Raw genomic sequence first — 15977 nt, 5'->3', positions numbered from 1 at the left:
ACCGGCACGAGGAGCACCACGGATGGCACGGCCCGGCAACGACGCAGCGCCCCACGACTGGGTGACGAGGGCTGCCGACGACGCCGTCCGCCACGCCGAGGCGCGCGGCGGCACCACGCGGATCACCTGCTCGTCGGGGGCCAGCCCGTCCGGCCCGGTGCACCTGGGCAACCTCCGCGAGTTCCTGACCGTCCACTTCGTCGCCGAGGAGCTGCGCCGGCGCGGCCTCGAGGTGCGCCACCTGCACGTGTGGGACGACTTCGACCGGTTCCGCAAGGTGCCGGCCGGCGTCGACCCGTCGTGGGCCGACCACATCGGCCGGCCGCTGAGCGGGGTGCCCGACCCGGAGGGCTGCCACGACTCCTGGGCCGACCACTTCAAGGCCCCGCTCCGCGACGCCCTGCACGCGATGGGTGTCGACATGGAGGAGATCTCGCAGACCGAGCGCTACCGCGCCGGCACCTACCGCGACCAGGTGCTCACCGCGGTGGCGCGGCGCGACGAGATCGAGGCGGTGCTGGCCCGCCACCGCACCAAGAAGCCGGTCGAGGCCGAGACCGAGCAGGAGGCCGCCGCGCTGGCCGACTCGGTCGCCGCCGACGACGAGACCACCGGCTCCGGCGACCTGGCCCGGTTCCCCTACAAGCCCTACTGCGCCGACTGCGGCCGCGACACCACCACGATCACGTCGTACGACGACGAGACCACGACGCTCACCTACACCTGCGACGCGTGCGCCCACGACGGCACCACCAACCTGTCCACCGACTTCGACGGCAAGCTGGTGTGGAAGGTCGACTGGCCGATGCGCTGGGCCTTCGAGCAGGTCGACTTCGAGCCGGCCGGCATGGACCACGCGACCCCGGGGTCGTCGTTCACCGTGGGGCACGAGCTGGTGGAGTCGATCTACGGGATGAAGCGACCCGCTTGGTTCGGCTACGGGTTCGTGGGCTTCGCCGGCGTGCAGAAGATGTCGTCGTCGGCGGGCGGCGCGCCCACGGCCGCCGACGCGCTGCGGGTGCTGGAGGCGCCGATCCTGCGGTGGCTCTACGTGCGCCGCAACCCCCGGCAGACCTTCAACATCGACTTCGGTCCCGAGGTCGTGCGCCTCTACGACGAGTGGGACGCCCTGGGCCGCAAGGCGGCCGACCCCGAGAAGCGCGACGCCCAGGTGCTGGCCTGGGAGCGGGCGTCGTCGACGGCGTGGGCCGGCACCCTGCCGACCCCGCCGGTCGTGGTGCCGTTCCGGCTGCTCTCGTCGGTGGCCGACGTGACCGCCGGCAGCGCCGAGCTGATCTCGCGGATCGTCGCCGGCACCGGCCACGCGCACGGCTCGGTCGACGACCTCCAGCCGCGGCTGGAGCGGGCGATGACCTGGACCCGTGACTTCGTGCCGGCCGAGGACCGCACCACCGTGCGCAGCGAGCCCGACACCGCGCGTCTGGCGTCCCTCGCCGACGACGAGCGCCGCTGGATCGACGCGCTGCTGGAGCGGCTGCCCGACGAGCTCACGCTCGAGCCGACCACCGAGCTGATCTACGGCGTGCCGAAGCTCGGTCGGGGGCTGACCCTCGACGCCGCGCCCACCGACGAGGTGAAGGCGGACCAGAAGGCGTTCTTCCGGCTGCTCTACAACCTGCTCGTCGACGCCGACCGGGGGCCGCGACTGCCGACGCTCTTCCTCGCCCTGGGCGCCGACAAGGTGCGCTCGCTGCTCACCCCCGCTTGACGCTCACACCAGGTACGCCGCGGGCAGCCCGAGCCCGGCGACCAGCACGGTCGCCCCGAGGGCGAGCCCCACGACGCGGGGGCTGGTGCGGCGCAGCACCGCGGGGTCGAGGGCGGCACCGATCGCGACCATCGCCGTCGTGAGCGCCGCCGCCTGCACGCCGCCCGCCGCCGCCAGCAGCCAGCCGGGCAGCGGCAGGGCCGAGGCCGCCAGCACGCACCCCGCGAAGGCCAGCACGAACCCGGGCACCACGGGCGGCCGCTCCCCCGGCACCGTCTCGCGCCGGGCCCGCACCGACAGGACCGCCAGCACCGGCGCGAGCATCAGCACCCGGGCCAGCTTGACCACCACCGCCACCTGGAGCGCCGCGCCGCCCACGAGCCCGCCGGCGACGACGACCTGACCCACCTCCTGCACCGACGCGCCCGACCACGCCCCGGCCGCCTCCGGGCGCAGCCCGAGAGCGGTCGCCGCGGCGGGCAGCAGCAGCATCGTCGCGCTGCCCAGCACCACCACCAGCGAGACCGCGGTGGCGACCGACTCGCGCCGGGCCCGGCGTACGCCGTCGACCGCGGCGACGGCCGCCGCGCCGCAGATCGAGAAGCCGCAGGCCACCAGGAGCGCCTGGTCGGCCGGCACGCCGAGACCGTTGGCCAGCAGAAGGGTGCCGCCGATGCCGGCCACCACCACGCCGGCGGCGACGGCGAGCACCGGCCAGCCCAGGGCGAGCAGGTCGGGGAGCACCAGCTGGAGCCCGAGCAGCGCCACGCCTGCGCGCAGCAGCGTGCGCGTGGCGACCGCCAGCCCCGGCTGGTGCACGGGCCCCAGGCGGCGTCCCGCACCCAGCGCGAGCCCGACCACGATCGCCACCAGCGTCGCGCCGAGGGCCGGCACCATCGCGTGCACGCCCAGCGCCACCGCCGCACCGACGGCGGCGACGGCGAGGCCGGGCAGTCGGGGGTCCACGCTTCCCACGTTCGGCCACGGGACCGTATGGCGGTAGGCGTCGTTCGGGCCACGACCCATGCGCTGTTGATATGTCTTGACGCTCAGGCATATCGTCCGCGCATGGCCGCCCGCCCCGACCTCACCGCACTGGACCTGCTGGTCCGGGTCGCCGGCAGCGGCTCGCTCGGCGCCGCGGCCCGCGAGGTCGGCATGGCCCAGCCCAACGCGAGCCGCGCCCTCGGCCGCCTCGAGCGTCAGCTGGGGCTGACGCTGCTGGTGCGCGGGCCCGGGGGCTCGCGGCTCACCACCGAGGGCGAGGTCGTGGTGGCCTGGGCCCGCGACGCGCTCGACGCCGTCGACCGGGTGGCGGACGGCGCGCGGTCGCTGGCCGCCGAGCGGGCCGCGCACCTCACCGTCGCCGCCAGCCTGACGGTCGCCGAGCACCTCGCTCCGCGCTGGCTGGCCCGGTTCCGCGTCAGCCACCGCGACCTCCAGGTCAGCCTCGAGGTCGGCAACACCGGGCACGTGCTGCGGCGGGTGCGCGACGGCGCGGTCGCGCTGGGGTTCGTGGAGTCACCCACGGTGCCGCGCACCGTGCAGTCGACGACCGTCGCCCGCGACCGGCTGGTGGTCGTCGTGGCCGCCGGCCACCCGTGGGCCCGTCGCCGCACGTCGCTGAGCGCGGACGAGCTGGTCGCCGGCGACCTGGTGCTCCGCGAGGCCGGCTCCGGCACCCGCGACACCCTGGTCCGGGCGCTCGCGCTGGCCGGGCTCACGCTCCGCGACCAGCCGCTCGAGCTGGCCAGCACCGCCGCCGTGAAGGCCGCGGCCGTCGAGGGCGACGCCGCCGCGGTGCTCAGCGAGCTGGCGGTCGCCGGCGAGCTCGCGACCGGCCTCCTGGTCGCCGTACCGGTCGCCGACCTCGACCTGGGGCGGGCGCTGCGGGCGGTCTGGCTGCCCGAGCGGCGCCCCGCGGGTGCGGCCGCCGACCTGCTGCGGATCGCCCGGCGTACGCCGGGTCAGCCGGCCTCGGGGAACAGCACGTCGTAGGCCGTCTGGCTGGAGTCGCGCAGGAACTGCGAGCAGCGCTCCCACTCGTCGGTCTCCCCGATCGCCTTGGCGGCCTTGGCCAGCAGCGCCAGGCAGGTGAGGAAGCCGCGGTTGGGCTCGTGCTCCCACGGCACCGGGCCGTGGCCCTTCCACCCGTTGCGGCGCAGCAGGTCCAGGCCGCGGTGGTAGCCGACCCGCGCGTAGGCGTAGACCGTCACCGGGTCGCCCTCCTCCGCCGCCGTCTGCGCCCCCAGCATCGACCACGCCAGCGGCGACGCCGGGTGGAGGCGCACGACGTCGATCTTGTCGATGCCGGCCGCGAGGACGTCGGCCGCGGGGTCGTGGGGCAGGTGGGTGGGGGGAGGGCCGGCCATCAGGTCGCCGCCGAAGGAGCTCATGGGTCCATCATCCCCCGCGGGGTCCGGTCGGTGCCGACCGTCCCCGCTGGTCGAGCAGCGACGAGCCCCGGCGAGGAGCGTCCGTCGAGACCCCCGAAGGCCGAACGCCCTCCGGTGGAACGGGAGGGCTTGCGGCGTACGGGGTCTCGACGACGCTCGCTGACGCTCGCTGCTCGACCACCGGGGGCGGGTCAGCCGATGGTGCGGCCGGCGGAGCGCAGGTGCTCGCAGGCCTCGACGACGCGGGCGGCCATGCCGGCCTCGGCGGCCTTGCCCCAGGCGCGCGGGTCGTAGGCCTTCTTGTTGCCGACCTCGCCGTCGACCTTGAGCACGCCGTCGTAGTTGCTGAACATGTGCGCGGCGACGGGGCGGGTGAAGGCGTACTGGGTGTCGGTGTCGACGTTCATCTTCACCACGCCGTAGTCGACCGCGGCGGCGATCTCCTCGGCGCTGGAGCCCGAGCCGCCGTGGAAGACCAGGTGGAACGGCTTGCTGCCCTCGTCGAGGCCGAGCTCGCGGCTGACGGCCGCCTGGGCCTCCTTGAGCACCTCGGGGCGGAGCTTGACGTTGCCGGGCTTGTAGACGCCGTGCACGTTGCCGAAGGTCAGCGCGGTCATGTAGAAACCGCGGTCGCCGGTGCCGAGCGCCTTCGCGGTGGCGATGGCGTCCTCGGGCGTGGAGTAGAGCTTGTCGTTGATGGCGTTCTCGACGCCGTCCTCCTCGCCGCCGACCACGCCCACCTCGATCTCGAGGACGATGTTGGCGCGCGTGCACTTCTCGAGCAGCTCGGCGGCGATCGACAGGTTCTCGTCGAGCGGCACCGCCGAGCCGTCCCACATGTGCGACTGGAACAGCGGCGCCTCTCCGCGCGCGACCCGCTCGACCGAGAGGTCGAGGAGGGGGCGGACGAAGCCGTCGAGCTTGTCCTGCGGGCAGTGGTCGGTGTGGAGCGCGATGTTGACGGGGTAGTTCTTCGCCACCTCGGCCGCGAACGTCGCGAACGCGACCGAGCCGGTGACCATGTCCTTCACCGACGGGCCGGAGAAGTACTCGGCGCCACCGGTCGAGACCTGGATGATCCCGTCGGAGCCCGCCTCCGCGAAGCCCTGCAGGGCCGCGTTGAGCGTCTGCGAGGACGAGACGTTGATCGCCGGGAACGCGTAGCCGCCGTTCTTGGCGGAGTCGAGCATCTCGGCGTACTTCTCGGGGGTGGCGATGGGCATGGCGCGGGGCTCCTCGGAAGGTCTGCGGCGGACGGTTCGACCCTAGCGGCTCGCGCGTGCACCGGGTCCGTAGCGTGGACGACGTGCGCCGCCGCTCCTCGCTGACCTCGTCGTCCCGGTCGAGCACGCTCGCGATCCCCGTCGAGGAGGGCTGGGTGCGGCTGGCCGCCGCCGGCGCCGAGCCACGGTGGTACGTCGACGCGGCGCCGCTGCGGTTCCGCGGCCTCGTCGACCGGCTGGTCGGTGGCGGCGGCCGCCGCTGGCCGGTGCCGGAGCACCCGCTGCTGCGCGCCGGCGACCGCGCCGGCTTCTGGCACGTCGTCGAGGCCGACCGCCGGGCCCGGCGCCTGGTCCTGGTCGCCGACGTCCGCTCCCCCGGCCGGGTCGAGCTGACCAGCACGCTCCGGGCCCGCTCGACCGGCTGCACGCTGACCCAGACGGTGCGGCTCGCGCCGCAGGGGCTGGTCGGCGCGGCGTACCTGCTCGCCGACCTGCCGGCCCGGGAGGCGGTGGTGGAGCTGACCCACCGCCGCACCCGCACCGAGCTCGGGTGAGACCTCCCTCACGAGGCCGCCGCTCAGGTTGCCCGGGCCGGCGCCGCCGTGCTTACGATCGACGGTCCGGTCGTGCCACTCCCGCCGGCGCTTCCCCACGAAAGGCCCTCCCCGTGCAGCTCCTCCTGTCCCGCACCGCCGCCCTCGGCGCGCTGCTCGCCCTGCTGGTCTCCGGGCTGGTCTCCGGGCTGGTCGCCGGCGGTGCCGCTGCGCAGGCCGACCCGGCCGCCGGCCAGCCGCGCGTGGGCGAGTGCCGCAGCTACGGCGTGCGCACCCTCGACCAGGTCTCCGACCGGAGCACGCCGGTCTCGTGCGCCGGCCCGCACACGGCGCTCACGATCGCGGTGGTGCGCACGCCCAAGCGGGTGAAGCTGACCAACGCCGCCCAGGCCGCCGCGGCCACCGCCCGTCCGTGCACGGCAGCACTCGCCCGGGCGCTCGGCCGCAACGTCGCGACCCGCGCGCTCTCGGCGTACCAGTACGCGTTCTTCGCGCCCACCAAGGCGCAGCGCGCGCAGGGCGCCCGCTGGCTGCGGTGCGACCTGGTGCTGGGCGGCGGTCGCCGCCTCGAGACCCTGCCGTCGCCGCGACTGCCCGGCAAGCCGCTGCCACGCACGGTCGCCGGCTGCCGCACCGGCAAGCTCCACATGACCTCCTGCGCGCGGCCCCACCGCTTCCGGGCGGTCAAGGTCGTGGTGCTCGGCGGCCGCTGGCCCGGCGCCGACCGGCTGCGCGAGATCGGTCGGCAGAAGTGCAAGTCGGCGTCGAACAAGAAGGGCGACTACCGCTGGGAGTGGGCGCCGAAGGGCGCCTGGAAGGCCGGCGAGAAGCGCGTGGTCTGCCTCAAGCCCAAGCGCTGACACGACCGTCTTCCGCGGGTTAGGGTCACGCACCGCCCGGGCGACGGGTCCGGGCCCAGCCCGACTGGACCTGCCATGTCCCTCTCCCGCCGCGCCCTCGGGGCGCTCCTCTCGCTGTTCCTGGCCGGCACCGGCCTGCTCCTGCTGCCCTCGGCCCCCGCCGTCGCGGCCGACCCGATGGCCGGCGCGCCCGCCGAGGGCTCCTGCTACCGACTGACCGTCAAGGCCGGCTGGGAGTCGTCGTACGCGCACAACGCGGTGCAGTGCTCGGGCCGCCACACCAGCCGCGTCTACGCCGTGGGGCTGGTCCCCGACGGGGTCTCGCTGGTCGACGACTCGCCCGCCCTGTTCGCCGCGGTCGGCAGGACCTGCGACCCCGACCACTGGCGGTTGGCCGGCAAGGACCCGCGCAAGTACTACCTGTCGCTCTACTCGTCGTGGTGGTTCGTCCCGGACGCCGGCCAGCGGGCCGCCGGGGCCCGCTGGATCTCCTGCCACGTCGCCCTCGACGCCGGGTCGCGGCTGCTGCCCCTGCCCAAGGGTCCGCTGCCGAAGCTGAAGAAGGGCAAGCGGGTGCCCGACAAGGTGGCCCGCTGCACCACCGGCAGCGGCAAGTTCACCGCCTGCAACAAGCCGCACGCCTACCGCAGCGTGCACGCGTTCGTGACGAAGGCGCGCGGCTCGGACAGCAAGGTGGAGAGGCTGCTGCGGAAGGCGGCGATCCGGAAGTGCTCCCCGAAGGTGTCCAGCCGGACCTTCCGGTGGTCCTACCGGCCCTTGGCGCGCAACCGCTTCGTGATCGCCTGCTTCACCAAGACCTCGCGCTGACCGGTCGCGGCCTGGCGGCTCAGCCCCGCCAGGCCGCGTCGTCGGACAGGTCGGCGTGGGCGCGCACCCAGGCGTGCATGGCGATCGCCGCGGCGGCCGAGGCGTTGATCGAGCGCGTCGAGCCGAACTGCGCGATCGAGAAGGTGCCGTCGCAGAGCCCGCGGGCCTGCTCCGACAGTCCCGGCCCCTCCTGGCCGAAGAGGAAGCAGACCCGGCGCGGCACCGCCATCGTCTCGAGGTGCTGCGAGCCCGGCAGGTTGTCGATGCCGAGCAGCGGCACCGGCTCGCCCGGCTGCTCGGCGAGGTGCGCCACCAGGGCGGCGACGTCGTCGTGGTGGCGCACGTGCTGGTAGCGGTCGGTGACCATCGCGCCGCGACGGTTCCACCGCTTGTTGCCGACGATGTGCACCTCGCGGGCGAGGAACGCGTTGGCCGAGCGGACGATCGTGCCGATGTTGAAGTCGTGCTGCCAGTTCTCGATCGCCACGTGGAAGTCGTGGCGCCGGGTGTCGAGGTCGGCGACGATCGCCTCGAGCGACCAGTAGCGGTAGCGGTCGACGACGTTGCGCCGGTCGCCCTCCGCGAGCAGGGCGGCGTCGTACTGCGCGCCCTCCGGCCACGGACCCTCCCACGGTCCGACCCCGACCTCGGCCGGGCCGTGCGGCATGGGGTCGTACGGCGCGCGCGGCGGGTCGGCGTCCGGCGTCGTCACAGGACCAGCCTAGGGACGCGGCGGCACGGGGTGGGCGGGCACGGGTAAGTTGGGCCCGTGCCCTCGATCGCCGAGCTCCAGCCGTGGGCCACGAGCCTGCTCCTCGGGATCGACTACCTCGACCCCGAGTGGCTCCTCGACAGGTTCGGTACCCAGTTCTTCTGGGTGTGCCTCATCATCATCTTCGTCGAGTGCGGGCTGTTCTTCCCGTTCCTGCCCGGCGACAGCCTCCTCTTCGCGCTGGGCATCTTCATCGCCACCGGCCAGATCGACCAGTTCCCGGGCACCCGGCTGGTCGAGATGCTGCTCGCGATGACGCTGCTGCTGGGCGCCGCGTGGCTCGGCAACGCGATCGGCTACGAGATCGGGCGCGGCATCGGGCCGCCGCTGCGGCAGCGCGACGGTCGGCTGCTGAAGAGGAAGTACCTCGACAACACCGAGCGGTTCTTCGCCGAGCACGGCAACAAGGCCCTGGTCATCGGGCGCTTCATCGCCTTCGTGCGCACCTACATCACCGTGGTCGCCGGCGTGACCCGGATGGACCGCGGTCGCTTCTACTTCTGGAGCCTGGTCGGCGGCGTCCTGTGGGTCGTCAGCATCACCTCGCTCGGCTACTTCCTCGGCGACAACGTGCCGTGGCTGCAGTCGAACATCGACCTGGCGATCCTCGCGATCCTGGCGTTCACCGCCGTGCCGATCGTCATCGAGTGGTGGCGGCACCGCCACCACCGCCGGGCCGAGTCCGCCGGCACGCCCGTCGTCGACGGGCCGGTCGTCGAGGCGCCGGTCAGGCAGCCGGGAACCGACGAGATCGCAGCCGGCTGATCACGAACCACGCCATCGCCAGCAGCACCGCCGCGATCACGGCGTACTGCAGGTAGGCCACGACCGGCTCGACCTTGTCGTACTGCTCGCCGAGCTGGTAGCCGATCAGCACGAAGGTGGAGTTCCAGACCGCGCTGCCGGCCGTGGTGAGCAGCACGAACTGGCTGACCGGCATCCGCTCGACGCCGGCCGGGAGCGAGATCAGGCTGCGGAAGATGGGGATCATCCGGCCGAAGAAGACCGCCTTGCGGCCGTGCTTGTCGAACCACTCCTCGGTGCGGTGGAAGTCCCGCTCCTCGATGAGCGGGAGGCGGCGGTAGACGGCGAGCACCCGGTCGCGGCCGAACGCCGCACCGAGGCCGTAGAGGGCGAGCGCACCGACCACCGAGCCGACCGTCGTCCAGATCAGCGCCGAGGCCAGCGCCATGTCGCCCCGGCTGGCCGTGAAGCCCGCGACCGGGAGGATCAGCTCGCTGGGCAGCGGCGGGAAGAGGTTCTCCAGCGCGATGAGCAGCCCCGCGCCGAGACCGCCGAGCCGGTCCATCACGTCGACGGCCCAGCCCGCGACACCGGTCAGGTCGTCGGGGTCCTTGGCCGCCGCCAGCAGGGCGGCATGGTGGGCCGTCACGCGCGCGCCGCGTCGAGCTGGGCCTTGGTGAGCACCGGGCGCACCTCGAGCCCGACGTCGGCGAGCGGGTTCTCGCCCTCGGGGCTGCGGTCGATCGCGCAGACCACCACCTCGACGACGGCGCCCGCCTCGCGCAGGGCCCGGGTCGCGTCGCGCACGGCGCCGCCGGTGGTGATCACGTCCTCCACCAGCGTCACCCGGCGCCCGGCGACGTCCTGGCCCTCCGCGAGCTTGCAGGTGCCGTACTGCTTGGCCTCCTTGCGCACGAACAGCGCCGGCGTGCCGGTCAGGCTGCTCACCATCGTCGCGATCGGCACCCCGCCCAGCTCGAGCCCGCCGAGCAGCTCGGTGTCGGCGGGCACCAGCCCGACCATCTGCGCGGCGACCCGGGCCAGCAGCCGGGGGTCGGCCTCGAAGAGGTACTTGTCGAAGTACTCCGACGACACCTGCCCCGAGCGGAGGGTGAAGGTGCCGGAGAGGCGGCACACGGCGTCGATGTCGGCGGCCAGGGTCGGGTCGGCTGTCACGCCCGCAGGCTATCGGGCGGCCCGACGGCGCTAGCCTCGCCCCGTGACGGCGCAGCCCGGCTACGACGCCCTCGCGGGGCTGTACGACGAGACGTTCCCGACCGCGTACGGGTCGGAGACCGAGCGCGCCGCGGTCGACCTCTTCGCGACCGCGCTCCGCGAGGTCCCCGACCGCGGCCCCGTCGTCGACGTCGGCTGCGGCACCGGCCACCAGGCGCACGACCTCGCCGCCCGTGGCTTCCGCGTCGTCGGCACCGACCCGTCCGCGGGGATGCTGGAGCGCGCCCGCCGCCGGTTCCCCGACCTCGCCCTGGTGCAGGGCGACTTGTCGGCCGGTTCTGAGTGTTGATGGGCATTGCCATGCCCGACAACGCTGGGAATCCCCGGCCGACCGGGGATTCCACCACCCTCCTCAGCCCGGCTGCCCCAGCACCGCCTCGACGAGCGCGGTGAGCTCGTGCAGCTCGCAGGAGTCGGTGCCGACCTCGACGAGCCGGCCGTGCCAGGCGCGGGCCGCGCGCTCGACGGCGGCAGCGGGGTCGGCGCCCCGGGCGGTCTGGATGGCGGTGAGCGCCAGGATCGCGGCGGAGCTGGAGCCCGAGAAGAGCGGGTAGTTCGGCATCCGGCGACGCTACGGCCGGCGCCGACGCACCAGCAAGGGCGGCGACCGGCGGCTAGCGTGGCGGCATGATCCGCCCGGCCGCTCGTCTCGACGGGATCCCCCCGACGATCTTCACCCGGATGTCCGCGCTCGCCGCGCGCACCGGCTCGGTCAACCTCGGGCAGGGGTTCCCCGACGTCGACGGGCCGCCGTCGGTGGTGGTCCGGGCGGTGGAGGCCCTGGGGTCCGGGCACAACCAGTACGCGCCGGGGTACGGCGTGCCGGAGCTGCGGCGTGCGATCGCCGCCCACCAGGCCCGGCACTACGGCCTCGACGTCGATCCCGACCGCGAGGTGCTGGTCACGACCGGCGCCACCGAGGGGATCGCGTCGGCGCTGCTCGGCCTGGTCGACCCGGGCGACGAGGTGGTGGTGCTCGAGCCCTACTACGACAGCTACGTCGCGATGCTGCAGATGGCCGGCGCCGTACGCCGCCCGGTGACCCTGCGGGCGCCGGACTACCGGCTCGACGTCGAGCAGCTGCGGGCGGCGGTGACGCCGCGCACCCGGTTCGTGCTCCTCAACTCACCGCACAACCCGACCGGCACCGTGCTGACCCGCACCGAGCTGCAGGCGGTGGCCGACCTGGCGGTCGAGCACGACCTGGTGGTGGTCACCGACGAGGTCTACGAGCACCTCACCTACGGCCACGAGCACGTGCCGATCGCGACCCTGCCGGGCATGTGGGAGCGCACCCTCACCCTGTCGAGCGCCGGCAAGTCGTACTCGTTCACCGGGTGGAAGGTCGGCTGGGCCACCGGCCCCGCCGCGCTCGTCGACGCGGCGATGGCCGCCAAGCAGTGGCTGACCTTCACCTCGGGCGCGCCGCTGCAGCCGGCGATCGCCCAGGCCCTCGACGACGAGCCGGACTTCCCGACCCAGCTCGCGGCCGACCTGCGCGCGCGCCGCGACCTGCTCTGCGCGGGTCTGACCGACGCGGGCCTCGACGTCCGCGTGCCCGAGGGCACCTACTTCGCGCTCACCGACATCTCGGGGCTCGGCTGGCCCGACGGCCTGACGTTCTGCCTGGCCCTGCCCGAGCGCGCGGGGGTGGTGGCGATCCCGTGCCAGGGCTTCCACGACTCCGACGCCGGCGACCAGCTGGTGCGCTGGGCGTTCTGCAAGACGCCCGACGTCATCGAGGAGGGTCTGCGCCGGCTCGGTGCCGCCGAGCTGCGGGCCTGACGACCCGCGCGCGGTCAGCGGCGGTCGAACCAGGCCGCGGTGTCAGGGCGCAGCATCAGCATCAGGATCGCTGCGGCGCCCACGAGCGGCACCACCATCGCCACCGCGCCCACCAGCAGCACCAGGCTGCCGACGGCACCCAGCGCGGCGGAGATCGTGAGCGCGAGCCGCGCCCACGGCACGCCGCGCCACACCAGCACCGCGAAGCCGCTGACCACCACCACGGCGACGATCAGGCCGACCAGCGTCGCGACCACCGAGGTCACCACCATCGACCGCGACATCATCTCCAGCAGCTCGGGCTCCTGCTTCACCATCTCGGCGAGGAACCGGTCGGTGTCGCTGAGGATCCAGACCACCGAGACCGTCAGCACCAGCGCCGCCGTCACGCTGAACGCCCAGGTGAGGAAGCAGGCCCACACCACGGACGCCGGCCGCCGGGCCGGGCCGGGGGTGGCCGGCCACGTCGGTCGGGTCTCGCCGAACCCGCTCACCGGCCGCGCCTGCGAGCCCGTGACGGACGGCGGCTGCGGCGGGCCGGCTACCGGCGGCAGGCCGGGACCGGTCGGCGGCGGGGCCGAGCGCCAGGGCTCCTCGCCCGCCGGCGGCTGCTCGGGGGGCCAGACCGGCCGGCGCTCGACCGGGGCGGTCGGCGGCTCGGGCCGCGACACCCCGTCGAACCAGTCGCGGGCCGGCTGGAACCAGAGCACGACGACGGACGCCGCCACGATCGCGGGCATCAGGCCCGAGACCGACAGCCCGGCCAGGAACAGCGGGCCGGCCAGGACGCCGAGCGCGAGCCGGGCGCTGCGCGAGCGCCGGAGCGCGTACCAGCCCAGGATCGCCGACGCCGTCGCGAGGCCGGCGGTGACCATCACCAGCACGTGGAGCAGCGAGGTCACGTCCTGCAGCGACAGGCCCAGCCCGTCGGCGGGCGGCTCGGCGAGGAACTCCTCGATCGCCTCCTGGGTCTCCAGCGAGCGCAGCGACCCGAGCCGCTCAAAGGCGCTCACGACGACCAGCACCGACCCCACGACCACCATCCAGCCCGCCAGGGTGGCCTGGCCGGGGCGCGGCAGGGGCTTGTCGCTCATGCCCCCATTCCAACAGACCCGGCCAATGCCCTCGACAACGCACCCGACCCCGCCTCGGGCGGCTCGAGGACCGGCTCAGACGCGCAGCACCAGGCCGTCCTCGGCCCGGTCGACCGTGACCGAGCCGCCGTCGGTGACCTCGCCGCCGATGAGCAGCCGCGAGAGCGGGTCGCCGATCGCCGACTGCACCAGCCGCCGGAGCGGACGCGCGCCGTACGCCGGGTCGTAGCCGGTCTCGGCGAGCCAGGCGCGGGCCGCGTCGGTGACGGTCACGGTGATCCGCCGGGCGGCGAGGCGCTTCTCGAGCAGCCCCAGCTGGAGGTCGACGATGTGGGTGAGCTCGTCCCGGGTCAGCGCCTCGAAGACGACCACCTCGTCGAGCCGGTTGAGGAACTCCGGCTTGAACGACGAGCGCACCACCGTCATCACCGACTCGCGCTTGGCGACCGGGTCGAGCGTGGGGTCGACCAGGAAGTGCGAGCCGAGGTTGCTGGTCAGCACCAGCAGGGTGTTGCGGAAGTCGACCGTGCGGCCCTGGCCGTCGGTGAGCCGGCCGTCGTCGAGCACCTGGAGCAGGATGTCGAAGACCTCCGGGTGCGCCTTCTCGACCTCGTCGAGCAGCACCACCGAGTAGGGCCGCCGCCGCACCGCCTCGGTGAGCTGACCGCCCTCGTCGTAGCCGACGTAGCCGGGCGGCGCCCCGACCAGGCGCGAGACGGCGTGCTTCTCGGAGTACTCGCTCATGTCGATGCGCACGATCGCCCGCTCGTCGTCGAACAGGAAGTCGGCCAGCGACTTGGCGAGCTCGGTCTTGCCGGTGCCGGTGGGGCCGAGGAAGAGGAACGAGCCGGTCGGGCGGTCCGGGTCGGCGATGCCGGCCCGCGACCGGCGTACGGCGTCGCTCACCGCGCGGACGGCGTCGTGCTGGCCGATCAGCCGCTCGCCGATGACCTCCTCCATCCGCAGCAGCTTGGAGGTCTCGCCCTCGAGCAGGCGGCCGGTGGGGATGCCGGTCCAGGCCTCGACCACGTCGGCGATCTGGGCGGCACCGACCTCCTCGCCCACGAGGGGCTCGAGCTCGGTCTGCTCGACCTGCTCGACGCGCGCGATCTGCTGCTCCAGCTCGGGGATCCGGCCGTAGAGGATCTCGCTGGCGGCGCCGAGGTCGCCGTCGCGCTGGAGCCGGTCGGCCTCCATCCGCAGCTGGTCGAGCTGGCGGCGCAGCTCGCCCTCGCCCTCGAGCGAGGACTTCTCGCGCTCCCAGCGGGCCTCGAGCCCGCGCAGCTCCTCCTCGCGGTCGGCGAGGTCGGCGCGCAGCGCCGCCAGCCGCTCGACCGAGGCGTCGTCGCTCTCCTTGGCGAGCGCGAACTCCTCCATCTTCAGCCGGTCGACCTGCCGTCGCAGCTGGTCGATCTCCTCCGGCGACGACTCGATCTCCATCCGCAGCCGCGAGGCCGCCTCGTCGACCAGGTCGATCGCCTTGTCGGGCAGCTGGCGGCCGGTGATGTAGCGGTCGGAGAGGGTCGCGGCCGCGACCAGCGCGGCGTCGGTGATCCGGACGCCGTGGTGGGCCTCGTACTTCTCCTGGATGCCGCGCAGGATCTGGATGGTGTCCTCGACGCTGGGCTCGCCCACGAAGACCTGCTGGAACCGGCGCTCGAGGGCGGGGTCCTTCTCGATCCGCTCGCGGTACTCGTCGAGCGTGGTCGCGCCGATCATGTGCAGCTCGCCGCGGGCCAGCATCGGCTTGAGCATGTTGCCGGCGTCCATGGCCGAGTCGCCACCGGCGCCCGCGCCGACGACCGTGTGCAGCTCGTCGATGAAGGTGATCACCTGGCCGCCGGCGTCCTTGATCTCCTCGAGCACCGCCTTGAGCCGCTCCTCGAACTCGCCGCGGTACTTCGCGCCGGCCACCATCGCGGCGAGGTCGAGGCTCAGCACCCGGCGGCCCTTGAGCGAGTCGGGCACGTCGCCGTCGACCACCCGCTGGGCGAGCCCCTCGACGACGGCGGTCTTGCCGACGCCGGGCTCGCCGATCAGCACGGGGTTGTTCTTGGTGCGTCGGCTCAGCACCTGGATCACGCGGCGGATCTCGGCGTCGCGGCCGATCACCGGGTCGAGCGCACCCTGCTCGGCGGCGGCGGTGAGGTCGACGCTGTACTTCGCCAGCGCCTCGTACGTCGACTCGGCGTCCTGGCTCGTCACCCGGCGGTTGCCGCGCACGGCGGTGAGGTTGTCGCGCAGCACGTCCTGGGTCAGCCCGGAGTCGAGCAGCACCTTCTGGGCGCTGCTCTCGGTGCCGGCGAGGGCCAGCACGAGGTGCTCGCTGGCGACGTAGTCGTCGCCGAGACCCGCGGCCAGGTCGAGCGCGGTGGCCAGCACCCGGGTCAGCGCCGGCGCCGCGGCCGGCTGGCGGACCGTGCTGCCGGTCGCGCTCGGCAGCGCGGCGACCACGCTGCGCGCGGCGGCGAGCAGCGTCTCGGGGTCGACCCCGGCCTTGGTCGTCAGCGTGCGGGCGGTGCCCTCCGGCTGGGCCAGGAGGGCGACGAGGAGGTGGGCGGGCTCGACCGTGCTGTGGCCGGCCCGGGTGGCGTCGAGCTGCGCGGCCTCGATGGCCTCGCGGCTGCGGGTCGTGAACTTGTCGGCACCGAACTGGGTCATGCCTGGGTCTCCTGCGGGTCGTGACGGGTTCTCACCAAGCCCAACGTCGCCAGAGTTGAGTCTGTTCCACTCAACTTATCTGACCTTGCGGAATC

General features: G+C 74.0%; 17 protein-coding genes. 8 read left to right on the top strand and 9 right to left on the bottom strand.

What is annotated here, in order from left to right; genetic code table 11:
• Nucleotides 1-22: 22 nt before the first annotated feature.
• Nucleotides 23-1729: a lysine--tRNA ligase gene (gene lysS / locus JT721_RS05820; RefSeq protein ID WP_205472000.1), complete on the top strand. Its 1707-nt coding sequence runs from the start codon at nt 23-25 to the stop codon at nt 1727-1729.
• A 3-nt stretch (nt 1730-1732) separates the two neighbouring features.
• On the opposite strand, the gene JT721_RS05815 is transcribed toward lysS, so the two are convergent.
• On the bottom strand, nt 1733-2695 hold the full coding sequence (locus tag JT721_RS05815; RefSeq protein ID WP_205471999.1) for a YeiH family protein: 963 nt from the start codon (nt 2693-2695) through the stop codon (nt 1733-1735).
• A gap of 102 nt (nt 2696-2797) precedes the next feature.
• Between JT721_RS05815 and JT721_RS05810 the strand changes: the two genes are divergently transcribed.
• Nucleotides 2798-3727, top strand: a complete 930-nt coding sequence (locus JT721_RS05810) for a LysR substrate-binding domain-containing protein (protein WP_205471998.1) — start codon at nt 2798-2800, stop codon at nt 3725-3727.
• Here JT721_RS05810 and JT721_RS05805 read toward each other — a convergent pair.
• Together JT721_RS05805 and fbaA are read right to left on the bottom strand one after the other, a co-directional pair.
• Nucleotides 3697-4125: a DUF3151 domain-containing protein gene (locus JT721_RS05805; RefSeq protein ID WP_205471997.1), complete on the bottom strand. Its 429-nt coding sequence runs from the start codon at nt 4123-4125 to the stop codon at nt 3697-3699. The two genes, JT721_RS05810 and JT721_RS05805, sit on opposite strands and share 31 nt — an antisense overlap.
• Before the next feature lie 191 nt (nt 4126-4316).
• Nucleotides 4317-5348, bottom strand: a complete 1032-nt coding sequence (fbaA, locus tag JT721_RS05800) for a class II fructose-bisphosphate aldolase (RefSeq protein ID WP_205471996.1) — start codon at nt 5346-5348, stop codon at nt 4317-4319.
• 83 nt (nt 5349-5431) lie between these two features.
• On the opposite strand from fbaA, the gene JT721_RS05795 reads away from it, so the two are divergent.
• The 3 genes from JT721_RS05795 to JT721_RS05785 all read left to right on the top strand — a co-directional run bounded on the left by JT721_RS05795 (nt 5432) and on the right by JT721_RS05785 (nt 7590).
• Entirely contained in the window at nt 5432-5902 is a 471-nt protein-coding gene (locus tag JT721_RS05795; protein ID WP_205471995.1) for a DUF2867 domain-containing protein, read from the top strand.
• Nucleotides 5903-6015: 113 nt separating this feature from the next.
• Nucleotides 6016-6762 (top strand): septum formation family protein, encoded by a 747-nt coding sequence (locus tag JT721_RS05790; protein WP_205471994.1) that lies wholly within the window; start codon nt 6016-6018, stop codon nt 6760-6762.
• A 75-nt stretch (nt 6763-6837) separates the two neighbouring features.
• Entirely contained in the window at nt 6838-7590 is a 753-nt protein-coding gene (locus JT721_RS05785; protein WP_205471993.1) for a hypothetical protein, read from the top strand.
• A 19-nt stretch (nt 7591-7609) separates the two neighbouring features.
• Here JT721_RS05785 and JT721_RS05780 read toward each other — a convergent pair whose 3' ends face one another.
• Nucleotides 7610-8257, bottom strand: coding sequence for a TrmH family RNA methyltransferase (locus tag JT721_RS05780; RefSeq protein ID WP_205472091.1), 648 nt, complete (start codon nt 8255-8257; stop codon nt 7610-7612).
• 102 nt (nt 8258-8359) lie between these two features.
• On the opposite strand from JT721_RS05780, the gene JT721_RS05775 reads away from it, so the two are divergent.
• Complete coding sequence (locus JT721_RS05775) at nt 8360-9127, top strand: VTT domain-containing protein (RefSeq protein WP_307827908.1); 768 nt, start codon at nt 8360-8362, stop codon at nt 9125-9127.
• On the opposite strand, the gene JT721_RS05770 is transcribed toward JT721_RS05775, so the two are convergent.
• Both JT721_RS05770 and pyrE read right to left on the bottom strand, forming a co-directional pair.
• On the bottom strand, nt 9090-9755 hold the full coding sequence (locus JT721_RS05770; RefSeq protein WP_307827907.1) for a DedA family protein: 666 nt from the start codon (nt 9753-9755) through the stop codon (nt 9090-9092). The genes JT721_RS05775 and JT721_RS05770 overlap by 38 nt on opposite strands.
• Nucleotides 9752-10282 carry an orotate phosphoribosyltransferase gene (gene pyrE, locus JT721_RS05765; protein WP_205471992.1) on the bottom strand — a complete coding sequence of 177 codons (531 nt, stop codon included), beginning with the start codon at nt 10280-10282 and terminating at the stop codon, nt 9752-9754. The genes JT721_RS05770 and pyrE overlap by 4 nt, the downstream gene beginning before the upstream one ends.
• 43 nt (nt 10283-10325) lie before the next feature.
• Between pyrE and JT721_RS05760 the strand changes: the two genes are divergently transcribed.
• Complete coding sequence (locus JT721_RS05760; RefSeq protein ID WP_205471991.1) at nt 10326-10631, top strand: class I SAM-dependent methyltransferase; 306 nt, start codon at nt 10326-10328, stop codon at nt 10629-10631.
• Between the two features lie 63 nt (nt 10632-10694).
• Here JT721_RS05760 and JT721_RS05755 read toward each other — a convergent pair whose 3' ends face one another.
• The gene (locus tag JT721_RS05755) at nt 10695-10904 is read right to left on the bottom strand and encodes a hypothetical protein (protein ID WP_205471990.1); all 210 of its coding nucleotides are present in this window, start codon (nt 10902-10904) and stop codon (nt 10695-10697) included.
• A 65-nt stretch (nt 10905-10969) separates the two neighbouring features.
• On the opposite strand from JT721_RS05755, the gene JT721_RS05750 reads away from it, so the two are divergent.
• Nucleotides 10970-12127: a pyridoxal phosphate-dependent aminotransferase gene (locus JT721_RS05750; protein WP_205471989.1), complete on the top strand. Its 1158-nt coding sequence runs from the start codon at nt 10970-10972 to the stop codon at nt 12125-12127.
• Nucleotides 12128-12141: 14 nt separating this feature from the next.
• Here JT721_RS05750 and JT721_RS05745 read toward each other — a convergent pair whose 3' ends face one another.
• A complete protein-coding gene (locus JT721_RS05745) occupies nt 12142-13221 on the bottom strand; it encodes a hypothetical protein (protein WP_205471988.1) in 1080 nt (359 codons plus the stop codon).
• A gap of 75 nt (nt 13222-13296) precedes the next feature.
• Nucleotides 13297-15882 carry an ATP-dependent chaperone ClpB gene (gene clpB, locus JT721_RS05740; RefSeq protein ID WP_205471987.1) on the bottom strand — a complete coding sequence of 862 codons (2586 nt, stop codon included), beginning with the start codon at nt 15880-15882 and terminating at the stop codon, nt 13297-13299.
• Nucleotides 15883-15977: the final 95 nt, after the last annotated feature.

Origin of the sequence: Nocardioides sp. SYSU D00038 (assembly GCF_016924665.1) — a bacterium.
GTDB lineage: Bacteria > Actinomycetota > Actinomycetes > Propionibacteriales > Nocardioidaceae > Nocardioides.
This window is presented reverse-complemented; position numbering and strand designations above follow the sequence as displayed.

Excerpts from the sequence above, each read along its gene's own strand:
- lysS (WP_205472000.1), top strand. The coding sequence starts at position 23 with ATGGCACGGCCCGGCAACGACGCAGCGCCCCACGACTGGGTGACGAGG.
- JT721_RS05810 (WP_205471998.1), top strand. The coding sequence starts at position 2,798 with ATGGCCGCCCGCCCCGACCTCACCGCACTGGACCTGCTGGTCCGGGTC.
- JT721_RS05805 (WP_205471997.1), bottom strand. The coding sequence starts at position 4,125 with ATGAGCTCCTTCGGCGGCGACCTGATGGCCGGCCCTCCCCCCACCCAC.
- fbaA (WP_205471996.1), bottom strand. The coding sequence starts at position 5,348 with ATGCCCATCGCCACCCCCGAGAAGTACGCCGAGATGCTCGACTCCGCC.
- JT721_RS05785 (WP_205471993.1), top strand. The coding sequence starts at position 6,838 with ATGTCCCTCTCCCGCCGCGCCCTCGGGGCGCTCCTCTCGCTGTTCCTG.
- JT721_RS05780 (WP_205472091.1), bottom strand. The coding sequence starts at position 8,257 with ATGCCGCACGGCCCGGCCGAGGTCGGGGTCGGACCGTGGGAGGGTCCG.
- JT721_RS05755 (WP_205471990.1), bottom strand. The coding sequence starts at position 10,904 with ATGCCGAACTACCCGCTCTTCTCGGGCTCCAGCTCCGCCGCGATCCTG.
- JT721_RS05750 (WP_205471989.1), top strand. The coding sequence starts at position 10,970 with ATGATCCGCCCGGCCGCTCGTCTCGACGGGATCCCCCCGACGATCTTC.
- JT721_RS05745 (WP_205471988.1), bottom strand. The coding sequence starts at position 13,221 with ATGAGCGACAAGCCCCTGCCGCGCCCCGGCCAGGCCACCCTGGCGGGC.
- clpB (WP_205471987.1), bottom strand. The coding sequence starts at position 15,882 with ATGACCCAGTTCGGTGCCGACAAGTTCACGACCCGCAGCCGCGAGGCC.